This window comes from Streptomyces sp. NPDC111802, assembly GCF_055634335.1.
In genome coordinates, this window is record NZ_JBVKCZ010000027.1 from 1 (window position 1) to 21,878 (window position 21,878).

Annotated in this window: 19 protein-coding genes and 2 tRNA genes; 17 read left to right on the forward strand and 4 right to left on the reverse strand. The window is 70.4% G+C overall.

Going from position 1 to position 21,878, the window contains the following annotated elements; genetic code table 11:
* Positions 1-345: integrase core domain-containing protein (locus tag ACZ7NC_RS27460; protein ID WP_471492142.1), on the forward strand; the 345-nt coding region annotated here is incomplete at its 5' end.
* On the opposite strand, the gene ACZ7NC_RS27465 is transcribed toward ACZ7NC_RS27460, so the two are convergent.
* Positions 342-2,390, reverse strand: coding sequence for a hypothetical protein (locus tag ACZ7NC_RS27465; protein WP_471492144.1), 2,049 nt, complete (start codon positions 2,388-2,390; stop codon positions 342-344). The genes ACZ7NC_RS27460 and ACZ7NC_RS27465 overlap by 4 nt on opposite strands.
* Positions 2,391-2,615: 225 nt before the next feature.
* Here ACZ7NC_RS27465 and proB point away from each other — a divergent pair, with 225 nt between their 5' ends.
* From proB to ACZ7NC_RS27490, 5 genes are all read left to right on the forward strand, one after another.
* Complete coding sequence (gene proB, locus ACZ7NC_RS27470; RefSeq protein WP_471492145.1) at positions 2,616-3,743, forward strand: glutamate 5-kinase; 1,128 nt, start codon at positions 2,616-2,618, stop codon at positions 3,741-3,743.
* A gap of 174 nt (positions 3,744-3,917) precedes the next feature.
* Entirely contained in the window at positions 3,918-4,373 is a 456-nt protein-coding gene (locus ACZ7NC_RS27475; RefSeq protein WP_471492255.1) for a hypothetical protein, read from the forward strand.
* A 75-nt stretch (positions 4,374-4,448) separates the two neighbouring features.
* Positions 4,449-5,735: a glutamate-5-semialdehyde dehydrogenase gene (locus tag ACZ7NC_RS27480; protein ID WP_471492146.1), complete on the forward strand. Its 1,287-nt coding sequence runs from the start codon at positions 4,449-4,451 to the stop codon at positions 5,733-5,735.
* A gap of 168 nt (positions 5,736-5,903) precedes the next feature.
* Positions 5,904-6,479, forward strand: coding sequence for an SCO2584 family spore wall biosynthesis protein (locus tag ACZ7NC_RS27485; protein ID WP_471492147.1), 576 nt, complete (start codon positions 5,904-5,906; stop codon positions 6,477-6,479).
* 121 nt (positions 6,480-6,600) lie between these two features.
* Positions 6,601-7,683: an SCO2583 family membrane protein gene (locus tag ACZ7NC_RS27490; RefSeq protein WP_471492148.1), complete on the forward strand. Its 1,083-nt coding sequence runs from the start codon at positions 6,601-6,603 to the stop codon at positions 7,681-7,683.
* Positions 7,684-7,762: 79 nt separating this feature from the next.
* Here ACZ7NC_RS27490 and ACZ7NC_RS27495 read toward each other — a convergent pair whose 3' ends face one another.
* The gene (locus tag ACZ7NC_RS27495; RefSeq protein WP_471492149.1) at positions 7,763-8,872 is read right to left on the reverse strand and encodes a M48 family metallopeptidase; all 1,110 of its coding nucleotides are present in this window, start codon (positions 8,870-8,872) and stop codon (positions 7,763-7,765) included.
* Between the two features lie 125 nt (positions 8,873-8,997).
* Between ACZ7NC_RS27495 and ACZ7NC_RS27500 the strand changes: the two genes are divergently transcribed.
* The 9 genes from ACZ7NC_RS27500 to ACZ7NC_RS27540 all read left to right on the forward strand — a co-directional run bounded on the left by ACZ7NC_RS27500 (position 8,998) and on the right by ACZ7NC_RS27540 (position 14,356).
* Entirely contained in the window at positions 8,998-9,159 is a 162-nt protein-coding gene (locus ACZ7NC_RS27500; protein WP_370257849.1) for a hypothetical protein, read from the forward strand.
* Positions 9,160-9,289: 130 nt separating this feature from the next.
* On the forward strand, positions 9,290-9,454 hold the full coding sequence (locus ACZ7NC_RS27505; RefSeq protein WP_471492150.1) for a hypothetical protein: 165 nt from the start codon (positions 9,290-9,292) through the stop codon (positions 9,452-9,454).
* Positions 9,455-9,531: 77 nt separating this feature from the next.
* On the forward strand, positions 9,532-10,170 hold the full coding sequence (gene nadD, locus ACZ7NC_RS27510; RefSeq protein WP_471492151.1) for a nicotinate-nucleotide adenylyltransferase: 639 nt from the start codon (positions 9,532-9,534) through the stop codon (positions 10,168-10,170).
* Positions 10,171-10,195: 25 nt separating this feature from the next.
* The gene (locus ACZ7NC_RS27515) at positions 10,196-11,899 is read left to right on the forward strand and encodes an LCP family protein (RefSeq protein WP_471492152.1); all 1,704 of its coding nucleotides are present in this window, start codon (positions 10,196-10,198) and stop codon (positions 11,897-11,899) included.
* Between the two features lie 99 nt (positions 11,900-11,998).
* The gene (rsfS, locus tag ACZ7NC_RS27520) at positions 11,999-12,445 is read left to right on the forward strand and encodes a ribosome silencing factor (RefSeq protein WP_471492153.1); all 447 of its coding nucleotides are present in this window, start codon (positions 11,999-12,001) and stop codon (positions 12,443-12,445) included.
* Entirely contained in the window at positions 12,442-13,113 is a 672-nt protein-coding gene (locus ACZ7NC_RS27525; RefSeq protein ID WP_471492154.1) for a histidine phosphatase family protein, read from the forward strand. Before rsfS ends, ACZ7NC_RS27525 begins: the two co-directional genes overlap by 4 nt.
* 129 nt (positions 13,114-13,242) lie before the next feature.
* Positions 13,243-13,315 (forward strand) — tRNA-Ala (locus ACZ7NC_RS27530).
* 506 nt (positions 13,316-13,821) lie between these two features.
* Positions 13,822-14,055, forward strand: a complete 234-nt coding sequence (locus ACZ7NC_RS27535; RefSeq protein ID WP_003976229.1) for a hypothetical protein — start codon at positions 13,822-13,824, stop codon at positions 14,053-14,055.
* 228 nt (positions 14,056-14,283) lie between these two features.
* Positions 14,284-14,356 (forward strand) — tRNA-Ala (locus ACZ7NC_RS27540).
* Between the two features lie 124 nt (positions 14,357-14,480).
* Here ACZ7NC_RS27540 and ACZ7NC_RS27545 read toward each other — a convergent pair.
* Together ACZ7NC_RS27545 and ACZ7NC_RS27550 are read right to left on the reverse strand one after the other, a co-directional pair.
* Positions 14,481-16,091 carry an NADH-ubiquinone oxidoreductase-F iron-sulfur binding region domain-containing protein gene (locus ACZ7NC_RS27545; RefSeq protein WP_471492155.1) on the reverse strand — a complete coding sequence of 537 codons (1,611 nt, stop codon included), beginning with the start codon at positions 16,089-16,091 and terminating at the stop codon, positions 14,481-14,483.
* Complete coding sequence (locus ACZ7NC_RS27550) at positions 16,088-17,386, reverse strand: ferric reductase-like transmembrane domain-containing protein (protein ID WP_471492256.1); 1,299 nt, start codon at positions 17,384-17,386, stop codon at positions 16,088-16,090. The genes ACZ7NC_RS27545 and ACZ7NC_RS27550 overlap by 4 nt, the downstream gene beginning before the upstream one ends.
* Positions 17,387-17,913: 527 nt before the next feature.
* Between ACZ7NC_RS27550 and leuS the strand changes: the two genes are divergently transcribed.
* Both leuS and ACZ7NC_RS27560 read left to right on the forward strand, forming a co-directional pair.
* Positions 17,914-20,796, forward strand: coding sequence for a leucine--tRNA ligase (gene leuS / locus ACZ7NC_RS27555; protein ID WP_471492156.1), 2,883 nt, complete (start codon positions 17,914-17,916; stop codon positions 20,794-20,796).
* A 192-nt stretch (positions 20,797-20,988) separates the two neighbouring features.
* Complete coding sequence (locus ACZ7NC_RS27560; protein ID WP_471492157.1) at positions 20,989-21,792, forward strand: hypothetical protein; 804 nt, start codon at positions 20,989-20,991, stop codon at positions 21,790-21,792.
* Positions 21,793-21,878: the final 86 nt, after the last annotated feature.

Here is a 21,878-nt window from a genome sequence, read left to right on the forward strand (position 1 = left end):
CGTGCCACCGCCTGGTTCGCCGGACAGGGCATCAAGATCGAACGGGTCCTCACCGACAACGCCTGGGCCTACACCAAGAACACCTGGCGCCAGACTTGCCGCGACCTGGGCATCAGCCCCCGCTGGACCCGGCCCTGGCGGCCCCAGACCAACGGCAAGGTCGAACGCTTCCACCGCACCCTGCTCGACGAATGGGCCTACCACCAGCCCTACACCTCAGACGCCGAACGACAGGCCACATTCCCTGACTGGCTGGACTGGTACAACTACCACCGACCCCACACCGGCATCAGCGGCCACACCCCAGCCAGCCGCGTCACCAACCTGCCCGGACAACACACCTAGGCCGGGTGGGCGGGCTGCGGCGGCGTAGTGGGCCGCCGTTGGTCCGGGATCTCCGTGGAGATCTCCGCCGCCAGCCGCTCCGCCATCCGCGCCCGGTGCTCCCGGGCCGCCGAACACAGTGCCCGCACGGCCTCGTTGAAGCGCACCTGTGACGTCGGCTCGTCCGGCCCCAGCAGGTGGCGCTTCAACTCCGCCCGCGCCTCGGCCAGTTCGTCCTTCTCGGGGTGCCGTACCGCGTCCAGCAGGTCCGGCACCCCGGCCGCGTCCGGCGACAGCACGGTCGCCGCGCGCACGGTCGGGAAGGCCTTGCGGAACACGTCCTCGGCGAGGCCGCTGGTGTTCGCCACGGCGTACGGCTTCCCGCTCGCCAGGAAGTCGCTGATCACGCTGGACACATCGCTGATCAGCAGGTCCGCCCGGTCGAAGCAGGCGTACAGCGCGGGCCGCACGTCCGTGACGACCTGGTGCTCCCCCTCGGGCAGCGAGGCCCAGTACGCCTCCTCCCAGGCCGCCGTGGCCGCCGCCACCGCCTCCGCCCGCCCCGGCTCCGGCGCCGACTGGAGCATCATCCGCTCGACCTGATCGGCGCCCGCCCGCACATCGGTCGTGGTGAGGCGGTCCAACTCCTGTGTAAGCAGCGCTAGTTCACCCGTGTCCTGCGGCCGCTCGCCCGTCCGCTCCCGGTTCGCCGCCCGGATCAGCTCACGGATGCGCAGATCGGCCGCCCCGGCCCGCGGATCCACCGACCCCGTCAGCGGATGCGGCTTGTACAGCAGCCGCACGCCCGGGTCCGCGAGCAGCGCCCGTACGAGGTTCTCGCCGGCCTCGATCACCGAGGTGTTGCCCGGGTTGCCGTCCCAGCCCTCCCAGGTCGGCGCGTACAGGACCGTCGTACACGCACCCGTCGGCGCACCCTCGTACGGCCTCACGGCGTCCAGCTGCGGGCGGCCGATCTCCACCACGTCCTTGTCCTCGACGCCGACCTCGGCCAGCGCGTACCGCTCCCGCGCCGCCGGACCGGCCACCCACACCTCGTCGTAGGCCTTCGCGTACGGGTTGCAGGACGACAGCTTGTCGCTCTCCCCGTGGTTGACGAAGGTGTGCTTGAGCGTGGGGATGCGCAGGACCTGGGAGGTCTTGCCGGAGTTCGAGGGGTGGATGAGGACCTGGAGCGAGGACTCCTCCAGACGCATCAGCGTGGAGACCTTCGGCAGACACAGGATCGGCACGTCGGTCGGGCCGATCTTCGGCACCATGAACCGCTCCCGCAGCACGATCAGCGGACGCCCGTCCACGTTCGCGAGGGGCTCCAGCCACATGTTCGCCTGGTACGCCGAGGACGCGCCGCCGGAGAAGTACAGGCCGACCGTCGGCCGGTACTCCGCGAGCCAGGCGTCGAGCCAGTCCAGCGTCTCCCGCTCGCCCGCCGGGCGTCGGCTCGGCAGCAGCCGTACGGCAAGGTCGTACAGGCCCAGCAGCGCGAGGCCCAGGGACAGCGCGACGCCGAGGGCCGCGCAGCGCGGGTCGTCGGTGGCCGCCGTGGTCAGCAGGCCCGCGGTGGCCGGGAGGCCGAAGACCGGCAGACGGTCGCCGGGGCGGCGCAGCAGGAGCGGCGGGGCGGGGGACAGGCGCAGGGCGGAGGCGTCGATGTTGCGGGTGACCACCGGCAGGGTGCGGGTTCGCCGGACCAGCACCGAGAGCGCCTGGATCGCGCAGTGCAGGGCGTAGAACGCCAGCAGGCCCGCGACCGGCGGGGTGTACAGCGCCTCGCGGTGTTGCTCGCCCAGCCTCAGCAGGGCCACGACCAGCAGCAGGTCCCGCAGCACGTGCCGCACGGTGATGTCCGCGTGCGACTTGGCGAACACCGACAGCACACCGCGGTGCCAGCGGTACAGCATGCCCTCGACGGCCAGGGACACGACCGTCGCGGCGAGCAGCAGCGGGACGTGCGGGCGCAGCGCCGCCGCGGCCTGGGCGCAGAAGGCCGCGGCCAGGAGAGCCGTGACGAGCGCTCTCGCCGGGATGCGGGACAGAGGTGTGGGCAACTGCGGTCACTCCAAGGTCGTGGCGGGACGTCGTGCGCCCGGGTTAACGCACGGCGGCCTGTAGACGACACGCACGTGTCCTGCGGGTCCTGAGTGGCGCGGAGTGCTCAGGCGCCGGCTGTCCGGACGCTGGACCGGTGCGCGCCGCACGATCCGCTTCGCGTAGATTTCGGGTCAGGGAAACGGGACCGGCGACCGGCATCCGAGCGAGGGAAAAGAGCACAGGTGGCAGGGGCAAGGCAGGGTGTGTGCGAGGCCCGCAGGGTCGTCGTCAAGGTGGGCTCCTCGTCGCTGACCACCGCGTCCGGCGGTCTGGACGCCGACCGGGTCGACGCGCTCGTCGACGTCCTCGCCAAGAGCCGCAGCGGCGGGGAGCGGGAGGTCGTCCTGGTCTCCTCCGGCGCCATCGCGGCCGGACTCGCCCCGCTGGGCCTGCGCCGCCGCCCCAAGGACCTGGCCCGCCAGCAGGCCGCGGCCAGTGTCGGCCAGGGCCTTCTCGTCGCCCGCTACACCGCCTCCTTCGCCCGCTACGGCGTCCGTGTCGGCCAGGTGCTGCTGACCAGCGACGACATGAGCCGCCGCGTCCACCACCGCAACGCCTCGCGCACCCTCGACAAGCTCCTCGCGATGGGCGCGTTCCCGATCGTCAACGAGAACGACACGGTCGCCACGGACGAGATCCGCTTCGGCGACAACGACCGGCTCGCCGCCCTGGTCGCCCATCTGGTGCGGGCGGACCTGCTGGTGCTGCTGTCCGATGTGGACGGCGTGTACGACGGCGACCCCAGCAAGCCGGGGACCTCGCGGATAGCTCAGGTGCGGGGGCCGGAGGATCTCGCGCACGTCGAGATCGGCAGCGCGGGCAAGGCCGGCGTCGGCACCGGCGGCATGGTCACCAAGGTCGAGGCGGCCCGGATCGCGGCCGCGGCCGGTATCCCGGTCGTCCTGACCAGCGCGGTCCACGTCGCGGAGGCGCTGTCCGGCGGTGACACCGGCACCTACTTCCACGCCACCGGCAAGCGCTCCGCCGACCGTCTGCTGTGGCTCCAGCACGCGTCCACGCCCCAGGGGTCGCTCACCCTTGACGACGGCGCGGTACGGGCGGTCGTGGAGCGCCGCAAGTCCCTGCTACCGGCCGGGATCGCCGCCGTCGAGGGCGAGTTCAGCGCGGGTGACCCGGTCGAACTGCGCGACAGCGCGGGGCGCGCGGTCGCACGCGGGCTCGTCAACTTCGACGCCAAGGAGATGCCGCAGCTGCTCGGGCGCTCGACGCGGGAACTGGCGCGGGAGCTGGGGGCGGAGTACGAGCGGGAGGTCGTGCACCGGGACGACCTGGTGATCCTGGAGCCCTGACGGACGGGCGGGGCCGAAAACAGGGGGAACGCCCCGTTTCAAACTTCGCCCTGAGGTGGACGTTCCGCAAAATCGCCCCGCGAGCCCTTGCGGCCTGCTCAACTTTGTCTGAGGGACAGATTCCGTACGACCATCGAGGTCGGTCACTGCGTGAAGGAGGCCGTCGTGAGACGAGTGCGCCCTGGGACGGCGTCCCGCAGTGCCGGTGGGGCCTCGTCCCGTGCGGCCGGTGAGGAGCGCGCCTTGACGAGTGTGGCGGCCGGCGACCGCTACGAGCAGCCCAAGGACCTGCCCCGCCTGTGGCATGTCACCCTCAGCGTCTCCGGCCAGGAGGCCCCGCTGCAGGAGGTGCGGCGCGCCCTCGAACAGCTCGCCCACGACCACCCCTTTCTGCTGACCAGCCGGTATGCGGGCGACCACGCCGAGATCCGCTACTGGGAGGAGGCCCGCGATCTGCACGACGCGGCGGCCGTCGCCCTGCGGCTGTGGGGCGAGCACCGGCAGAGCGCGGGACTGCCGCCCTGGGAGATCGTCGGCCTGGAGGTCATCGACCGCGAGACCTACCACCAGCGCGTCGCCGAGGGCTACGGACCGCCACCGGCGACTCCGGTGGGTGTCCATCCTTATTGAGCGGCCCTGGGCGGCTTGTCTCGCGGTTCGGAATGCGCGATGGACCGGCCGGGCAACCGCACTACCCTTCATTCCATGACCACGCTCTCGCCGTACGACTCCATGTCCCCGGTCAACCGGGCCGCCTACCGCGCCAAGGCCGCCGCCGCCGACCTCGCCCCGCTGCCGCGGGCCGAGAAGGACGACGCGCTGCTCGCCATCGCGGACGCGCTGGAGGTCCGTACGAGCGAGATCGTCGAGGCCAACGCCAAGGACATCGCCAAGGCCCGCGAGGCCGGCACCAGCGAGGCGATCATCGACCGGCTGACGCTGACGCCGGAGCGCGTGCGGGCCATCGCCTCCGACGTACGGGACGTCGTCGCGCTGCCCGACCCGGTCGGCGAGGTCGTGCGCGGCTCCACCCTCCCCAACGGCATCGACCTGCGCCAGGTCCGCGTCCCGCTGGGCGTCGTCGGGATCATCTACGAGGCCCGTCCGAACGTCACCGTGGACGCCGCCGCCCTCTGCCTGAAGTCCGGCAACGCGGTGCTGCTGCGCGGCTCGGCGTCGGCGTACGAGTCGAACAGCGCGCTGGTCCGGGTGATCAGGGACGCCGTGGGCGGGGCGGGGCTGCCGGCCGACGCCGTGCAGCTGGTGCCCGGCGAGAGCCGGGAGAGCGTGCGCGAGCTGATGCGGGCCCGCGGGCTCGTCGACGTGCTGATCCCGCGCGGCGGTGCCTCGCTGATCCAGACGGTCGTCACGGAGTCCATCGTCCCGGTGATCGAGACCGGCACCGGCAACTGCCATGTCTACGTCGACGCCCACGCCGACCTCGACATGGCGATCGAGATCCTGATCAACTCCAAGGCCCATCGCGTCAGCGTCTGCAACGCCGCCGAGACCCTCCTGGTCCACCAGGACATCGCCCCCGAGTTCCTGCCGCGGGCCCTGGACGCCCTCGCGGAGGCCGGGGTGACCGTGCACGCCGACGAGCGGGTGATGGCGTACGCCAAGGACTCCAAGGCGACCGTCGTCGAGGCCACGGCCGAGGACTGGGAGACCGAGTACCTGTCGTACGACATCGCCGCCGCGGTCGTGGACTCGCTGGACAAGGCCGTCGAGCACATCCGGCTGTGGACCTCCGGGCACACCGAGGCCATCGTCACCACCTCGCAGCCGGCGGCCCGCCGCTTCACCCAGTTGGTCGACTCCACGACGGTCGCGGTGAACGCCTCCACCCGCTTCACCGACGGCGGCCAGTTCGGCTTCGGCGCGGAGATCGGCATCTCCACGCAGAAGCTGCACGCCCGCGGCCCGATGGGGCTGCCGGAGCTGACCAGCACGAAGTACATCGTCACCGGGGACGGGCACGTACGGCGCTGAGCCGTACGGCGCATTGAAGGACGCCCCGGCGCGGGGCGCGCGGCCAGGGCATATGCGTCCGACACGCGCCCCCGGCCCGCTTCCGTGCCGCACGAGAGGCGTCTCACCAGGCGGATGAATTTCCATACCGTCTGCCCAAATTGACCCCCCAGGACTACTCTGGATCCCGTGCCGGAGGACGTGGGGGGCACGCCGTTCCCTGACGGCTGGGAGCCCGACGACGACCACGACCGCGGGGTGTCGGACGAAGAGTTCGCCTCCGTGGTCTTCGACGAGGCCTTCGTACAGGCGGCCGTGGTGCACGAGCCGACCGCCGTCGAGCGCCTCCTGGCCGCCGCCCAGGCCAGAGCCGAGGCCTCCGAAGCGGAAGCGCGCCGCGCCCACGGCCGGGGCGAGCGGTACGACGAGGGGTACGGCCCCGACGGCCGCCCCGCTTTCGGCCATGATCCCGAGCTGGACGATCTGGACGACACGGACATCCTCGAAGGCCACTACGGCGCCCCCGGGACGTACGGCAGGCAGGTCCGCTGGCATCGTCCCGTCGCCTGGATCCTCGCCCTGGTGATGGGCATCGGCATGGTCGCGCTGGCCTTCACGGCGGTCTATCGCGGCGCCTCCTCGGGCAGCCGCGACCAGGTCCCGCCGCCGGCGTCCACCGGCCTGGAACAGGGCAGCGGACCGGCACCCTCCGCGTCCGCCGACTCCTTGCCGCCGGCCGTCCCGGCGACCCCGCGAACGCCCTGATCGGGCCCGATCGAGGGCCTGAGCGCCACTGGGAGCCGTCGCACGATCCTGGTGAGAACCTGTCAGAACTTGTCGTGTAGCAGGGCGTTTACCCGAGCTCTCCGCGACCTACCCTGAAGATATGGGAGGGCCTGGAGACCCACCTGAGGGGACACCCGAAGGCGGCCCCGGAGGTGGCGAGGAAGAGTACCGATCCGTCGTCTTCGACGAATCGTTCGTCCGTGCTGCCCGCCTTCAGGAGTTCTCCGCACAGGAGCGGATGGCCGACCACGCGCCCGCCGTGCGCCGCCGTCCACCCATGCGCCGGGGCCTGTCCCGGCAGGCTCTCGTCCTCGTCCTGTTGATCGCCGTGGCCTTCGGTACGGCGATCTACATGGGTGTACGGCACCCCTACCAGAGCCCGGCCGGTTCCGGGCCGCCCGTCGAGCCGCTGCGGATGACCGTGATTCCGCTCGCGCCGGAGGGCGAGGTGCCCGGCACCAGCGACACGGACCTGCTGTACGCGCACAGTCCCGCCGCGCAGTTCCGGATCGGCGCGGAGGGAATACCGCTGCCGGCCGCGCGGCGTACCGCGCACTTCTCGGACAGCCAGGTCACGGGCGCGCTGAGCATCGCGAAGGACTACATCGTGCGGTCCTCGCTGTATCCCGAGGTGCTGACCGGTGACCAGGTCCGTCCGGTGCGGGTGCTGCTGGACCCCGACCAACTGGACCAGTTCGACCAGAGCTTCAGGCATCCGGCCGCGGACGGGCGGCACGCTCCGACCGGGTGGCTGGTTCGCTTCGACTCCTCGCAGGCGCAGCTCGCCGATCGCAAGATCCGGGTGCAGGGAACGCTCCAGGCCGCAGAGACCGACTCGTCGACGCTCGAGGTCACGGCCGATCACACGTTTGTGTATGCGCTACGGGCGGTGAAGGCCGGGGCCGGTGAGAAGGCGGCCGAGGCGTCGCTGTTCACCGTGCGGCGGGAGCTGCACTTCCGGTTCGACCGCGAGGACCTGCGGCTGCACCAGGCCCAGCTGGTCGTCTCCTACGTCCAGGCCGGGCCGCTGTCCTGCGCCGACGACTCCACGAACCGGCTGCATCCGCTGCTGGCGGGCCAGACGGCGAAGGAGGGCGGCCCGGCCGGCACCGACCCCTATGCCACGGGTGGGGCGACGGCGCTGTGCGGGTCGCTGGCGGCGGGGTCGCAGCCGAAGGTGTGAGCGCCGGGACGTTCTGAGGGCTCGCGGCCGCTGTGCCGGGGGCCCGCGGCCCGCAGGCCCCCGCTTCGGCATCCGGCCGTCAGTTGTCGGTTCCGGCGTCGTCCGTGCCGTCCTGCCTCGGCTCGTCCTTCGGCGGTGCGCTCGTGAAGCCGCCGAAGCCGCGGCGGACCCGGCCGCCCAGATCGCCCGCGCCCCCGGCGATGTCCGTGACCAGCTTCATCAGGGGGTCCTTTGAGGACTTCACATGGCTGGCGTAGTGGGACGCCGAATCGCGGAAGGAGTCGGTGACCGAGGTGTCCTTGTCCGCGTCGCGGCGCGGGTAGTGGCCGTCCATGATCCGCTGGTAGTCGCGGGTCTCGGCCCACTTCTTCAGCTCGGCCGCGCGGACCGTGGTGAAGGGGTGGGAGCGCGGCAGGACGTTCAGGATCTTCAGGACCGAGTCGCGCAGGTCGCCGCCGGCCTCGTACTCATCGGCCTGCTTCAGGAACGCGTCCACGTTCATCTCGTGCAGATGGTGGCCGCCCGCGAGCTTCATCAGGCCGCGCATCGAGGCATGGAGGTCCTGGCCGACGAGCAGGCCGGCCCGGTCGGCGGAGAGCTCCGACTTGCGGAACCACTCCCGCAGCGCCGTCACGATCGCCATGATCGCGAGGTTGCCCAGCGGGATCCACGCGACCCGGACGGCGAGGCTGGTCAGGAACAGCAGGATCGTGCGGTACACCGAGTGACCGGAGAGGGCGTGGCCCACCTCGTGGCCGACCACCGCCCGCATCTCCTCCTCGTCGAGCAGCTCGACCAGCCCCGTGGTGACGACGATGATCGGCTCGTCCAGGCCGATGCACATCGCGTTCGGCACCGGGTCCTGGTTGACGTACATCGGCGGGACCTTCTCCAGGTCCAGGATGTAACAGGCGTCCCGCAGCATGTCGTTGAGGTACGCGAACTGCTGGTCCGAGACCCGCACGGAGTCGGAAAGGAACAGCAGCCTGAGGCTGCGCTCGGGCAGCAGTCCGCTCAGCGCCTTGAAGACCGTGTCGAAGCCGCTGAGCTTGCGCAGGGCCACCAGGGCCGAGCGGTCCGCCGGGTGTTCGTACGCACGCGAGGAGATCCCCGGGAAACGCCTGCGCTGCCTGCTGGGTACGTTCTCGTGCCCGTTGTGCTCGTGGCCGTCGGACATGTCTTCCCCCATGTGCGTCTGGATGGGTCTCTCTCGGCCCTTTGCGGAGCCTTGTTCCGCCCTTTCCGCCCCCGAAGCAGAGCCCAGCCTAGGCGGAGTTACCGTGGACGGGCACTACAGCGAAGGAGTTCCGCGTCATGGAGCACAACCCCGCGGCCGCCTGGCTCACCGAGGCCGCGAGCGCAGCCGAGCAGCAGGGGGCGGGAAATCTGCTCCGGGTCGTACTGATCGTGATGGTCGTGGGCTGTGTGCTGACCGCGTGGTTCCTGTTGCGCGGCTACAGGCAGAAGGACGACTGAACCGTCGGGATGGTTGCCCGCTGGTCGTCGCGGGCGCCCCAACGGTGGAGTCGGCGTGATCCCCGTCATGGCGCCCGCATACGATGAGCCGACATCTTTATCCCGCCCACACCGATAGGTCACGCCGAAGATGAGCATCCACAGCGCAGCTGCCCAGTTGGTCACCCTCGCCGCGGAGGGTGAGGAGCACGGCGGCAACCACGACAGCATCAGCCCGCTGGCCACCGGTGGCGGCGCCTTCCTCATCCTCCTGCTGCTGCTGTGGATCACCACCCGCTTCAACCGCGACCGCTGAGTCCCGGCCAGCCCCCTGTCTCCGCCCGGCCCACGGTCGGCCGGAGCTCTCAGGCGGGGCCGGTAGGGTCTGCACGCATGGGAGAGCAGGACATGCCTACCGGCCCCGGAAACGGCCCGTCGAACACCGGAAAGCGCCGCCTAGGCGTCATGGGCGGAACGTTCGACCCGATCCACCACGGCCACCTCGTCGCGGCCAGCGAGGTCGCCGCGCAGTTCCACCTCGACGAGGTCGTGTTCGTGCCGACCGGCCAGCCCTGGCAGAAGAGCCACCGGCACGTCTCCCCGGCCGAGGACCGCTATCTGATGACGGTCATCGCCACGGCCGAGAACCCGCAGTTCTCCGTCAGCCGTATCGACATCGACCGCGGCGGCCCGACGTACACGGTGGACACGCTGCGCGATCTACGCGCGCTCAATCCCGACACGGACCTCTTCTTCATCACCGGCGCCGACGCCCTCGGCCAGATCCTGACCTGGCGCGACTCGGAGGAGCTGTTCTCCCTCGCGCACTTCGTCGGGGTCACCCGGCCCGGCCACCACCTCGACGACGCGGGTCTTCCGGAGGGCGGCGTCTCGCTGGTGGAGGTTCCCGCGCTGGCCATCTCGTCCACCGATTGCCGCGCGAGAGTCGCGAAGGAAGATCCCATCTGGTATCTGGTGCCCGACGGAGTCGTGCGCTACATCGACAAACGTGAGCTGTACCGCGGCGAGTGAGGCAGTGAGCCGAGAGGGGCTACCGGTGAACGACCGATACGACGCGGGGGCCGCAGGACAGGGCGCCGACCAGTACGAACTCGTCGGTTACGACGAGTACGGGCGGCCGGTGTACCGGCAGCTCCCGCCGCAACGGCCGCCCCAGCAGCAGTACGACCCCTACGCACAGCAGGGATACGGTTACGACCCGTACGCGACCGGCCAGCAGCAGCCGGTGCAGTCGTACGACCCCTATGCGGCCGGTGACACCGGTCAGCAGCCGCCCACGTCCTCCTACGACGTGTACGGCACCGGCACCCACCACCAGCAGGCGGGCGCGCACTCGCCGCCGTACGACCCGTATGGCCGTACCGCCACCAGCGGGCAGCAACCGCGGGTCGCCGAGCAGACCGCCTACATCCCGCAGCAGGCCGGGCCGGTCGAGCAACCGGTCGGCCAGGAGCGCGGCGACCGGGACTACCGCACCGAGCAGTTCGCCTTCGTCGAGGAGCCCGACCAGGACTCCGAGGACGTCATCGACTGGCTGAAGTTCACCGAGAACCGCACCGAGCGCCGCGAGGAGGCCAAGCGACGGGCACGCGCGCGTGTGATCGCCGTCGTGGTCGTCCTGGCGATCGCCGCGGCCGGTGGCGTCGGCTACCTCTGGTACGCCGGGAAGCTGCCCGCCCTGACCTCGTCGGACGACAAGACCGGCACCGCGACGCCCGTGGCCGCCCAGAAGCGTGACGTGATCGTCGTCCATCTGCACAACACCAAGAAGGGCGGCACCTCCACGGCGCTGCTCGTCGACAACACCACCACCAAGCAGGGCACGACCGTGCTGCTGCCCAACGCACTCGCCCTGACCGGCGACGACGGCAGCACGACCACGCTCGCCAAGTCCGTCGACGACGACGGCTCCTCCGGGACGCGCGACGCGATCGACACCGTCCTCGGCACCGAGATCCAGGGCACCTGGCGGCTGGACACGCCGTATCTGCAGAACCTCGTCGACCTGGTCGGCAACATCGAGGTCGACACCAACACCGAGGTGCCCGACCCGAACGCCAAGTCCAAGAGCGCCGCGCCCCTCGTGCGCAAGGGCAAGGCCCAGACCCTCAGCGGCAAGACGGCCGTCGCCTACGCCACCTACCAGGGCCCTGGCGAGGCGCAGAACGCCCAGCTGGAGCGGTTCGGACAGGTCATGCAGGCCATGCTGCGCAAGCTGACCTCGGACACACAGGGCGCGACCACCACCGTGCAGACCCTCGGCATGATCCTCGAGCCGCCGCTGACCGACAAGGACCTCGGCGCCTTCCTCGCCAGGCTCGCCGACCTCGCCAAGGGCGGCGACTACAAGACGGCCATGCTGCCCGTCCAGACCGACGGCACGCTGAGCGCGCAGGCGAGCGCGGGCGTCGTCAAGGACGTCCTCGGCGGCACCGCCAAGAGCCCCGACAAGGACGCCGCGGTCCGTGTGTCCGTCCGCAACGCCAGCGGGGTCAAGGACAACACCGGCAAGGCCCGCGTGGTGCTGCTGAACGGCGGCTTCACCTTCCTGGAGGGCGGCACCGCGTCCACCGCGGCCACCTCGAAGGTCGTCTACGCCGACGCCGCCGACAAGGACAACGCCACCGAGGTGGCCAAGACCCTGGGCCTGTCCGCCGACGCCGTCGGCAAGGGCGAGGTGTCGGGGAACGCGGACGTCTCGGTCGTGCTCGGCCAGGACTACGAGTCGTCGTCCGAGTGAACGCGCGGCGCACCCCACGTGAGCCGATAATCACGTGGGGTGCTGTCGGCGGTCCGTGAGACCCTTGAGGGCAAGTGTCCGCCGATCGAAAGCCTTGTAGTGACCGCTACCGACCGTTCCCTTGAGCTCGTCAACACCGCCGCCCAGGCGGCCGCCGACAAGCTCGCGCACGACATCATCGCCTACGACGTCAGCGACGTCCTGTCGATCACGGACGCCTTCCTGCTGGCCTCCGCGCCCAACGACCGCCAGGTCAAGTCGATCGTCGACGAGATCGAGGAGCGGCTCCAGAAGGAGCTCGGCGCCAAGCCGGTGCGCCGCGAGGGCGACCGTGAGGCCCGCTGGGTGCTGCTCGACTACGTCGACATCGTCGTCCACGTCCAGCACAGCGAGGAGCGCGTCTTCTACGCCCTGGAGCGGCTGTGGAAGGACTGCCCCGAGATCGCGCTGCCCGACGACGCCAAGGCCACCCGCGGCAAGGCCGCGGAGCACGCCAAGCTCCAGGCCGCCGAGGAGGCGGCCGAGCTGGGCGGTGAGTGGCGATGAGCGCCACCGGCGAGGTGTCCGCGGGCAAGTCCGGCCGCGGACGCCGCGTCATCCTGTGGCGGCACGGCCAGACCTCCTGGAACGTGGAGCGCCGCTTCCAGGGCTCCACGGACGTCCCGCTCACCGAGGCAGGCGTCTCCCAGGCCCGTCGCGCCGCCCGGCTGCTCGCCGGCCTCAAGCCCGACGCGATCGTCGCCTCCGACCTCCAGCGGGCAGCGAACACGGCCGCCGAGCTGGCCGCGCTCACCGGCCTGGAGGTGACGCACGACGAAAGTCTGCGTGAGACCTACGCCGGTGTCTGGCAGGGGCTGACGCACGAGGAGATCATCGCCCGGTTCGGCGAGGAGTACGCCGCGTGGAAGCGCGGCGAGCCGGTCCGCCGCGGCGGCGGCGAACTGGAGACCGAGGTCGCCGACCGCGCCGCGCCCGTGGTGCTCCGGCACGCCGAGAAGCTCCCGGACAACGGCACGCTCGTCGTGGTCAGCCACGGCGGCACGATCCGTACGACCATCGGCCGCCTCCTCGGCCTGCAGGCCCGGCACTGGGAGAGCCTCGGCGGCCTGACCAACTGCTGCTGGTCCGTGCTGGGCGAGGGCGCGCGCGGCTGGCGCCTGCTGGAGCACAACGCCGGCACGCTGCCGGAGCCGGTGCTCGGCGACGACGACTGAGGCCGGGTATCCCGGCCGGGACGGCCCGGGAACCCGGATTTCACTTTCCGGCAGGTCACAGGCTAGAGTTCTTCTTGTTCGCCCCGCCGAGCGGGAGGCGAGACAACATGCGGCTCGGTCGCGTGGCAAGGGGCTATAGCTCAGTTGGTAGAGCGCCTGCATGGCATGCAGGAGGTCAGGAGTTCAATTCTCCTTAGCTCCACAGCGAGACAACAAGATCCCGTCGATCACTTCGATCGACGGGATCTTCTGGTATCCGCACCGGATGTCCCGATCAACGGCCGGGCCGGCACGACCGGTTCGCACGTGTTGTCGATCCATGTCGAACTGTTCCGGTCCGGCTTGAGTGACTTGGGTCCCGGCGGCGTATACCTCTCAGGAGGCGCTTTGGGGTGCGTGTTCGCACGGTTCGTACGGCCGTGGAGGCTGCCGTGTCCGGACTGGTACTGAGGCGTCGCTGACCGTATTGGTCCGGCCGTGGCAGAATCAAACGGCCGGAAGGGGGCGCGGCCCGGACGGGAGGGAGTAGTGATGCCTGCGAGCATCCTCGAAGAGGTCGGTCACCTCTTCGATGCAGCATTGACACGGGATACGATCACCCGCCTCAGCTGCCCTTCCTGCGGCTCCGTCCACGTCGCCCAACTGCTCGGTGACAACGGTGGAATTTCCTACGTGTGCACGGCCTGCGGCCACAGCTGGAGCTGATCGATGGGTGCACACAGGCGAAAGTGCGACTGGTGCGGCAGCGGTACGCCGATCGTCCGCGACATGGAACCGGTGAACCCCGACTACCAGTACTGGTGTGAGGAATGCGCGCGGGCGCTGATCATAAAAGGCGACCCGATCGAGACCTACCGTGAACTCGAGGGCGAACCGATCTACGGCCGTCTCCTCGAAGAGCACTGCACGCTCAAGCGCTTCTATTCCTTCGTCACGGCTTGAGTGCGGCTGAGTCCGGCCGAGTCCGGCCGGGGTTCCTGAGGGATGCAACTCGACGCCGTTTTGGTGCAGTTCGTGCCGTCCCCGGGGTTAGCCATGTGGCACCCGCCACAGGGGATGCGAATCGGACATTGGTGGTCGTAATGGCGCGGGCGGGAAACGATTTGGTGCTCCACCCGGTCGACCGGTAATGTTGGCGTCGCCGCCGGGGAAACCTGGCGGACCAAGCAAGGGGCTATAGCTCAGTTGGTAGAGCGCCTGCATGGCATGCAGGAGGTCAGGAGTTCAATTCTCCTTAGCTCCACAGCGAGATCCCGCCGGGTCGAATCGATCCGGCGGGATCTTTTTGCGTGCGTGGAGTCCCTTGGTTTCAGCGACGAATGAGGGGCCGTCCGGTGTGGACGACCCCTCTGCTCGCGTACGCGGGATCAGCGGCCGAGGGCGCGGCGGCCGCGGCCCTGGGAGAGGACCGGCAGGTTGCGGGAGGAGTCCTGCGCGCGGGTGTCCTCCTCCAGGCGCAGGGCGAGGGCGGGGCAACGGCGCACCGCGCGCAGGGCCTTGGCCTCGGCGTAGCGCGGGACCTTCGCCTGGGCGACGGTCGGGAAGCCGTCGGCGCCCAGTTGGAAGACCTCCGGGAGGATGTCCGCGCACAGGCCGTGGCCGCGGCACAGCGTCCAGTCGACGTAGATCTTCTGACGGCTGGGGCCGTTCTCCTCCGACTCGGCGCCGCCCGGGATGCCCGACGGGGCCCTGCCGCCCTCGAAGAGCGGCAGAACGCCCTCCACAGGCCGTCCGCAGCCGTTGCCGAGGACGTGCGCCGCGAGGTCGTCGGTGAAGGCCTTGATGGTCGACTCCAGGAACATCGCGGAGCCGTCCGGGTGCGAGCACGCGCCGCGCCGCTTCACGTTCTTGGCGACCTGCTTGAGCGCCTCCAGGGCGGCCGGTCCGCCGCCGTTGAGGATGTCCTCCAGGCCGCGCGCGGCGGCCGGCAGACCGAGGTAGCAGGGGCCGCACTGGCCCGCGCTCTCCTCCGCCAGCCACTGCGCCACCCGCAGCGACTCGCCCAGCGGGCAGGTCTCCTGAGTGATCGGCAGGATCGCGCCGGCGCCGAGCGCACCGCCCACCGCGTCCAGGGAGTTGCGGGAGACGATCGCCTCGTTGACCGTCGCCGCGTCGATCCACTTGCCGTGGTAGCCGCCGGTCAGCACGCCCTGCGGCACCGGCGGGGCGCCGGCGAGCTGAAGGACGTAGCGCAGCGGCACGCCCGTGGGCACCTCGATGACCATCGGACGGGCGACCGCGCCGGAGACCGTGAGCATGACGGTGCCCGGCTCGTCGTACAGGCCGGTGTTGCCGTAGCGCTCCGGGCCGATGCGGGCGGCGATGGCCAGCTGTGCGAACGTCTCGGCGTTGGACAGCAGGGTCGGGGCGCCGCCGACGCCGTTCTGCGAGGCGCTGACCTTGCGGCCGGGCGGGATCGCCGGGCCGCCGTCGATGGAGCGGATCACGGAGGCCGCGGCGCCGGTGACCATGCGCACCGGGTTGCGCTGGACGAACGCGCGTAGAGCGGACCGACGGCTGTTGCTGAGGCCGCGCTCGGCGAGGGCGGCCTCCATGGAGCGCTGGGTGGACTCCCGGGTGACCGCCACCACGAGCGTGCGGGCACCCAGGGCCTCGGCGCACAGCAGCGCGCCGTCCAGGATGAGATGCGGGGCACGGTTGATCATCACCGTGTCCTTGCGGCAGGCCGGTTCGTCCTCACTGCCGTTGACGACGACGACCGGCCGTACGCCGCGCTTGATCGCCGCCTCGGCGACCGAGCGCAGTTTCTTGTGGAAGGGGAAGCCCGCGCCGCCGCGTCCCTTCAGGTTGATGTTCTCGGCCAGCTTCGCGAGTTGCTCGCCGCCCAACGGTTCGAGCGGCCCGTGCACCTTGAGATGCATGGGCAGATCGAGTCTCTCGACAAGGTCGAAGCCCGACGTGAGCTGGGGAAGTCCGACCACGCGGACTTCGGGTACGTCGGGCAGGGCCTCGTTCACTTAAAGCCTCCGGAAGGCGTGTTCCAAGGTTCGCCCGAACCCGGTGCGTCGAAGTCGTAGGAGGCACCGGGGAATGTTTCAGTGGCGGGACCGCTGTTGTTGTACGTGTCGTTCTGGTTGTACGTACCGAAGACGGCGTTTGTCTCAGCGGTGTCGTACACATCACTCGAGCCGTATCCCGCAGCGCCGGAACCGTAGCCCTGGGTGCCCGGATTGCCATAGGCGGGGATGTTGTATCCCGTGTCGTTCAGGGGGTCGTAGGCGGACGGGGGTGCCTCGCCGACCGGCGGCGGGGAGGGGATGGGCCAGCTGCCGGTGCCGCTGCCCCCGCCGTCGACGCGCGGGATCGCCTCCGTCGGCTGGAGGTCCAGGGGCAGGTCCATGCGCGAGGTCTGGTCCGCGTACGGCTGCTGCCGCTGTCCGCGGGAGCGGGGTGAGACGGCTCGGTAGGCGGCGGCGAATCCGCCCGTGGTCTCCGCGGCCGAGGGCGCCTGGGAGGGCATGCCGGGCAGCGGTCCGGTCCGCTGGTCGCGTGACGCTCGCTCCTCGCGCGGGCCCCGGGCCGGGCGCTCGCTCTCGTAGCCCGGCAGGGAGGACCCCGACGCGGCCCTGGCGCGGCTCTCCTCCAGGTCCTCGCGGGCCCCCGGCTCATTGCCGATGAGCTGCGCGAGCCGGTCGGCGAACTTGCGCTTGACCGGGCGCGGCGAGGCGCGCAGGGCGAGTGCCGCGGCGACGGCGACCACGCAGAGTTCGTAGCAGACCATGAAGAAGGTCTTCGCCGGGCGGCCGGCGAACAGACCGTGGATCAGGGCCGCGCACCAGGCCGGGTAGGCCAGCATGTGCATCGCGCGCCAGCGTGCGGCGATCGGTGCCGGGGAGGCGAACTGGTTGCGCAGGGCGCCGGTCACGCCCACGAAGATCATGAGAAGGGCGGCCAGGGAGCCCAGGCCGATGAGGAAGGCGCTGCCCGGGATCTCGTTGCCGCCGGCGAACACCAGGCTGAAGGGGATCAGCGCGGCGATCGGGCTGGCGTGGTCCAGCGCCAGCTTGACGCCGATGTGCACCATGAGGAACGCGATCGAGGCCACGGCCGTCACCCGGTGGATGCCCTGCGCGATGATCCGCTGGCGGGTGTTGAGGATCATCCGGTCCTGGGCGACGAGGCCCCAGATCACCGAGCAGGTGAGACAGACGAGCGACAGGACGCCGGCGCCGAAGTTGAGGAACTCCTGGAGCCAGGTGCCGCCGAGCAGCACGACCAGGGGTATGAGCAGCAGAACAGCAGCGGTCGCCATCCCGTAGGCCGACCGGCCCGTCCTGGGGAGCGAACTGTTACTACGACGAGGGTTCATGGGGGCAACTCCGAGCGGTTCGGGAAGGCGGTCCCGCTGCCGCACTCTAAGTGGCTCCATACCGGGGGGTACGGCGTTTGAGTTATTGCGTTGTTATCTACGGGCTGGGTGGGGCGGGCGTTGTCCCTTAGCGGCTGTTACGCCAGGTAACAATTGAACGTTGTTCAGCTTTTCGAGGTCTTCACAACTCTCAGGTACGGAGCGGGGGGCGCGGTTGTTCATATGTGAGCCCCCTCGTGAGCGCCGTCAAGCGCCCCACGGAAGCCCGTCGCGGCCCGCTCCGGCCCTGCGGTACCCTGACGCCATGCGTGCCGTACGCCTTCTGCTTAGCGAGCCGCGCTGATCAGTCCCGACCACCGGGCGAATCGGATGGTCGGAATCGGCGCGGCGTCCCCTCCTGTGCGAGGGGATTTTTCGTTTCCAGAGAACCGCAGCCGCTGGCAGAGACGATCGATGGAGCTTTGAGGATCATGAGCGAGACGAACCCCGCTGCCACCGCCGAGGTGGCCGCGCCGCACCGCTACACGGCCGCCATGGCGGCCGAGATCGAGGCACGCTGGCAGGACTTCTGGGACGTCGACGGCACGTACGCGGCACCGAACCCCAAGGGTGACCTGGCGGGCGACGCCGCGCTGGTCGCCAAGCCCAAGAAGTTCATCATGGACATGTTCCCGTACCCCTCCGGTGCGGGCCTGCACGTCGGCCACCCGCTGGGCTACATCGCCACCGACGTCTTCGCGCGCTTCCAGCGCATGACCGGCCACAACGTCCTGCACACCCTGGGCTTCGACGCCTTCGGCCTGCCCGCCGAGCAGTACGCCGTGCAGACCGGCACGCACCCGCGTGTCTCCACCGAGGCCAACATCGAGAACATGAAGGTCCAGCTGCGCCGGCTGGGCCTGGGCCACGACAAGCGCCGGTCGTTCGCCACGATCGACCCGGACTACTACAAGTGGACCCAGTGGATCTTCCTGCAGATCTTCAACTCCTGGTACGACGACGAGGCGAAGAAGGCCCGGCCGATCGCCGAGCTGATCGCCGCCTTCGAGTCCGGTGAGCGTGCCGTACCGGGCGTTGATGGCGGCACGCGCGCGTGGAGCGAGCTGAGCGTCGCCGAGCGCGCCGACGTCCTGGGCGAGTTCCGCCTGGCCTACGCCTCCGACTCCCCGGTCAACTGGTGCCCCGGTCTGGGCACCGTGCTGGCCAACGAGGAGGTCACCGCCGAGGGCCGCTCCGAGCGCGGCAACTTCCCGGTCTTCAAGGCCAAGCTGCGCCAGTGGAACATGCGGATCACCGCCTACGCCGACCGGCTGCTGGACGACCTGGACGAGCTGGACTGGCCCGAGGCCATCAAGCTGCAGCAGCGCAACTGGATCGGCCGCTCCGAGGGCGCTCGCGTCGACTTCCCCGTGGACGGCGAGCGCATCACCGTCTTCACCACGCGCCCCGACACCCTGTTCGGCGCGAGCTACATGGTGCTGGCGCCCGAGCATCCGCTGGTCGACAAGTTCACCCCGGACGCCTGGCCCGAGGGCACGCACCAGGTGTGGACCGGCGGCCACGCGACCCCGGCCGAGGCCGTCGCGGCCTACCGCGCGCAGGCCGCCGCCAAGTCGGACGTCGAGCGCCAGGCCGAGGCCAAGGACAAGACCGGCGTCTTCATCGGCTCGTACGCGACCAACCCGGTCAGCGGCGAGAAGGTCCCCGTCTTCATCGCCGACTACGTCCTGATGGGCTACGGCACCGGCGCGATCATGGCCGTACCCTGCGGCGACCAGCGCGACTTCGAGTTCGCGCGCGCCTTCGAGCTGCCGATCCCCTGCATCGTCGAGCCGACCGACGGACGCGGCACCGACACCTCCACGTGGGAGAACGCCTTCTCGTCTTACGACGCGAAGATCATCAACTCCACCGGTGAGGGTGTCTCCCTGGACGGCCTGGGCGTCGCCGAGGCCAAGGCGCGCATCACCGAGTGGCTGGAGCGCCGGGGCATCGGCGAGGGCACCGTCAACTTCCGGCTGCGCGACTGGCTGTTCAGCCGCCAGCGCTACTGGGGGGAGCCCTTCCCGATCGTCTACGACGAGGACGGCATCGCCCACGCGCTGCCCGAGTCGATGCTGCCGCTGGAGCTGCCCGAGGTCGAGGACTACAGCCCGCGCACCTTCGACCCGGACGACGCCGACACCCAGCCCGAGACCCCGCTGTCGCGCAACGAGGACTGGGTCAACGTCACCCTGGACCTGGGCGACGGCCCCAAGCGGTACCGGCGTGAGACCAACACCATGCCCAACTGGGCCGGTTCCTGCTGGTACGAGCTGCGCTACCTGGACCCGCACAACGGCGAGCAGCTGGTCGACCCGGAGATCGAGCAGTACTGGATGGGCCCGCGCGAGGGGCAGCCGCACGGCGGCGTCGACCTGTACGTGGGCGGCGCCGAGCACGCCGTGCTGCACCTGCTGTACGCGCGCTTCTGGTCCAAGGTGCTGTTCGACCTGGGGCACGTCTCCTCCGCGGAGCCGTTCCACAAGCTGTTCAACCAGGGCATGATCCAGGCCTACGTCTACCGCGACAGCCGTGGCATCGCGGTGCCGGCCGCCGAGGTGGAGGAGCGCGACGGCGCCTACTACTACCAGGGCGAGAAGGTCTCCCGGCTGCTGGGCAAGATGGGCAAGTCCCTGAAGAACGCGGTCACTCCGGACGAGATCTGCGCGGAGTACGGGGCGGACACGCTGCGGCTGTACGAGATGGCGATGGGCCCGCTGGACGTCTCCCGGCCGTGGGACACGCGCGCGGTCGTCGGCCAGTTCCGGCTGCTGCAGCGGCTGTGGCGCAACATCGTCGACGAGGCGACCGGCGAGGTCACCGTCGTCGACGCCGAGCCCGACGAGGACACGCTGCGTGCCATGCACAAGGCGATCGACGGGGTGCGCGGGGACCTGGAGGGCATGCGGTTCAACACCGCCATCGCCAAGGTCACGGAGCTGAACAACCACCTGACCAAGGCGGGCGGCGCGGTGCCGCGCCCGGTCGCCGAGTCGCTGGTGCTGATGGTGGCGCCGCTGGCCCCGCACATCGCCGAGGAGCTGTGGCGCAAGCTGGGGCGCACCGACTCGGTGGTGCACCAGGACTTCCCGGTCGCCGACCCGGCCTACGTCGTGGACGAGACCGTGACCTGTGTCGTGCAGATCAAGGGCAAGGTCAAGGCCCGCCTGGAGGTCTCGCCGGCCATCTCCGAGGAGGAGCTGGAGAAGGTCGCGCTGTCCGACGAGAAGGTCGTGGCGGCGCTGGACGGGGCCGGGATCCGGAAGGTGATCGTGCGGGCGCCGAAGCTGGTGAACATCGTTCCGGTGTGATGCGTCCGGTGTGATGCGTCGGGCGTGAGCCTCCTTCGGTTGGGCCGGGGTGGATTGCGTGATCGTGGCCGGTGGCTCGGGGTGATCCCCTACGGGCAGGTTCGGGGTTCTTGTGGAACTCCGGGCCTGCCCGCTGCGTTTACCGTTGAAGAGTGACGCGGCGTTTGTCGCGGCCGGATGGAGGAGGAGCTCGTGGAAGCAGTGATCGCAGTCTTCGCCCTGCTTTTCGTGCTCTTCGTCGTGCTCGGCGCGCATGCCACGGTGAAGGTGGTCGGCGCCGCCAAACGCCGTGTGGACGAGACGATCACCCACGCGCGGCGCACCGTCGAGGACCACACCCTGCGGGCCAAGTCCTTCGCCCAGCCGGGCCCGGCCGGCGAGATCGCCCAGCTGCGGCTGAAGCTGCGCACCTCCATGCGGGCCACGCAGGACGCGCTGCACGCGGGCGCGACCGAGGACGAGTCCCTCAAGGAGTCCCTCGGCCTCTTCCAACGGCTCAGTGCGCACGGGCACGAACTGGACGCGGAGCTGCGGCGCCTGGAGTCCGAGCCGGACCGCGCGACACTGGCCGAGCGGCTGCCCGACCTGCGCGGACGCACCGAGCGCATCGTCGAGGCGGCGGACTCCCTGCGCTGGGCGGCCCGCGACCGGGCGCACCGCTTCGCCGGCGACGACCTGGACACCCTCAGCGCCCAGATCGACATGGAGAGCGGCGCTCTGCGGCACTGGCAGACGACGGAATCCTCGACGACGGGGTCTTCGACGACGGGACCCGCGACGTCGAGGCCTACGGCGCCGTCGGAGCGTACGGCGTCGACGCCGCCCCCGTGGCCGGAGGCACCCGCCACCGACTCCGGTGCGACGACCGAGCAGACCTGGCCGGACACCCCTCAGAAGCAGCAGGCCGAGGAGCCGACGAGGCCCGCCATCAACCCGCCAGGCCCTCGCCCGACATACCCCTGGCAGAAGAAACCCCGTCCCGAGAGCACGACTTGAGCCCGCATGAGCCCGAGCCCCTCCGGTCAAGGCTTCACCGGCTGAGCGGGGTCGGACTGCCGCCCGGGCGGTACGCCAGGTAACCT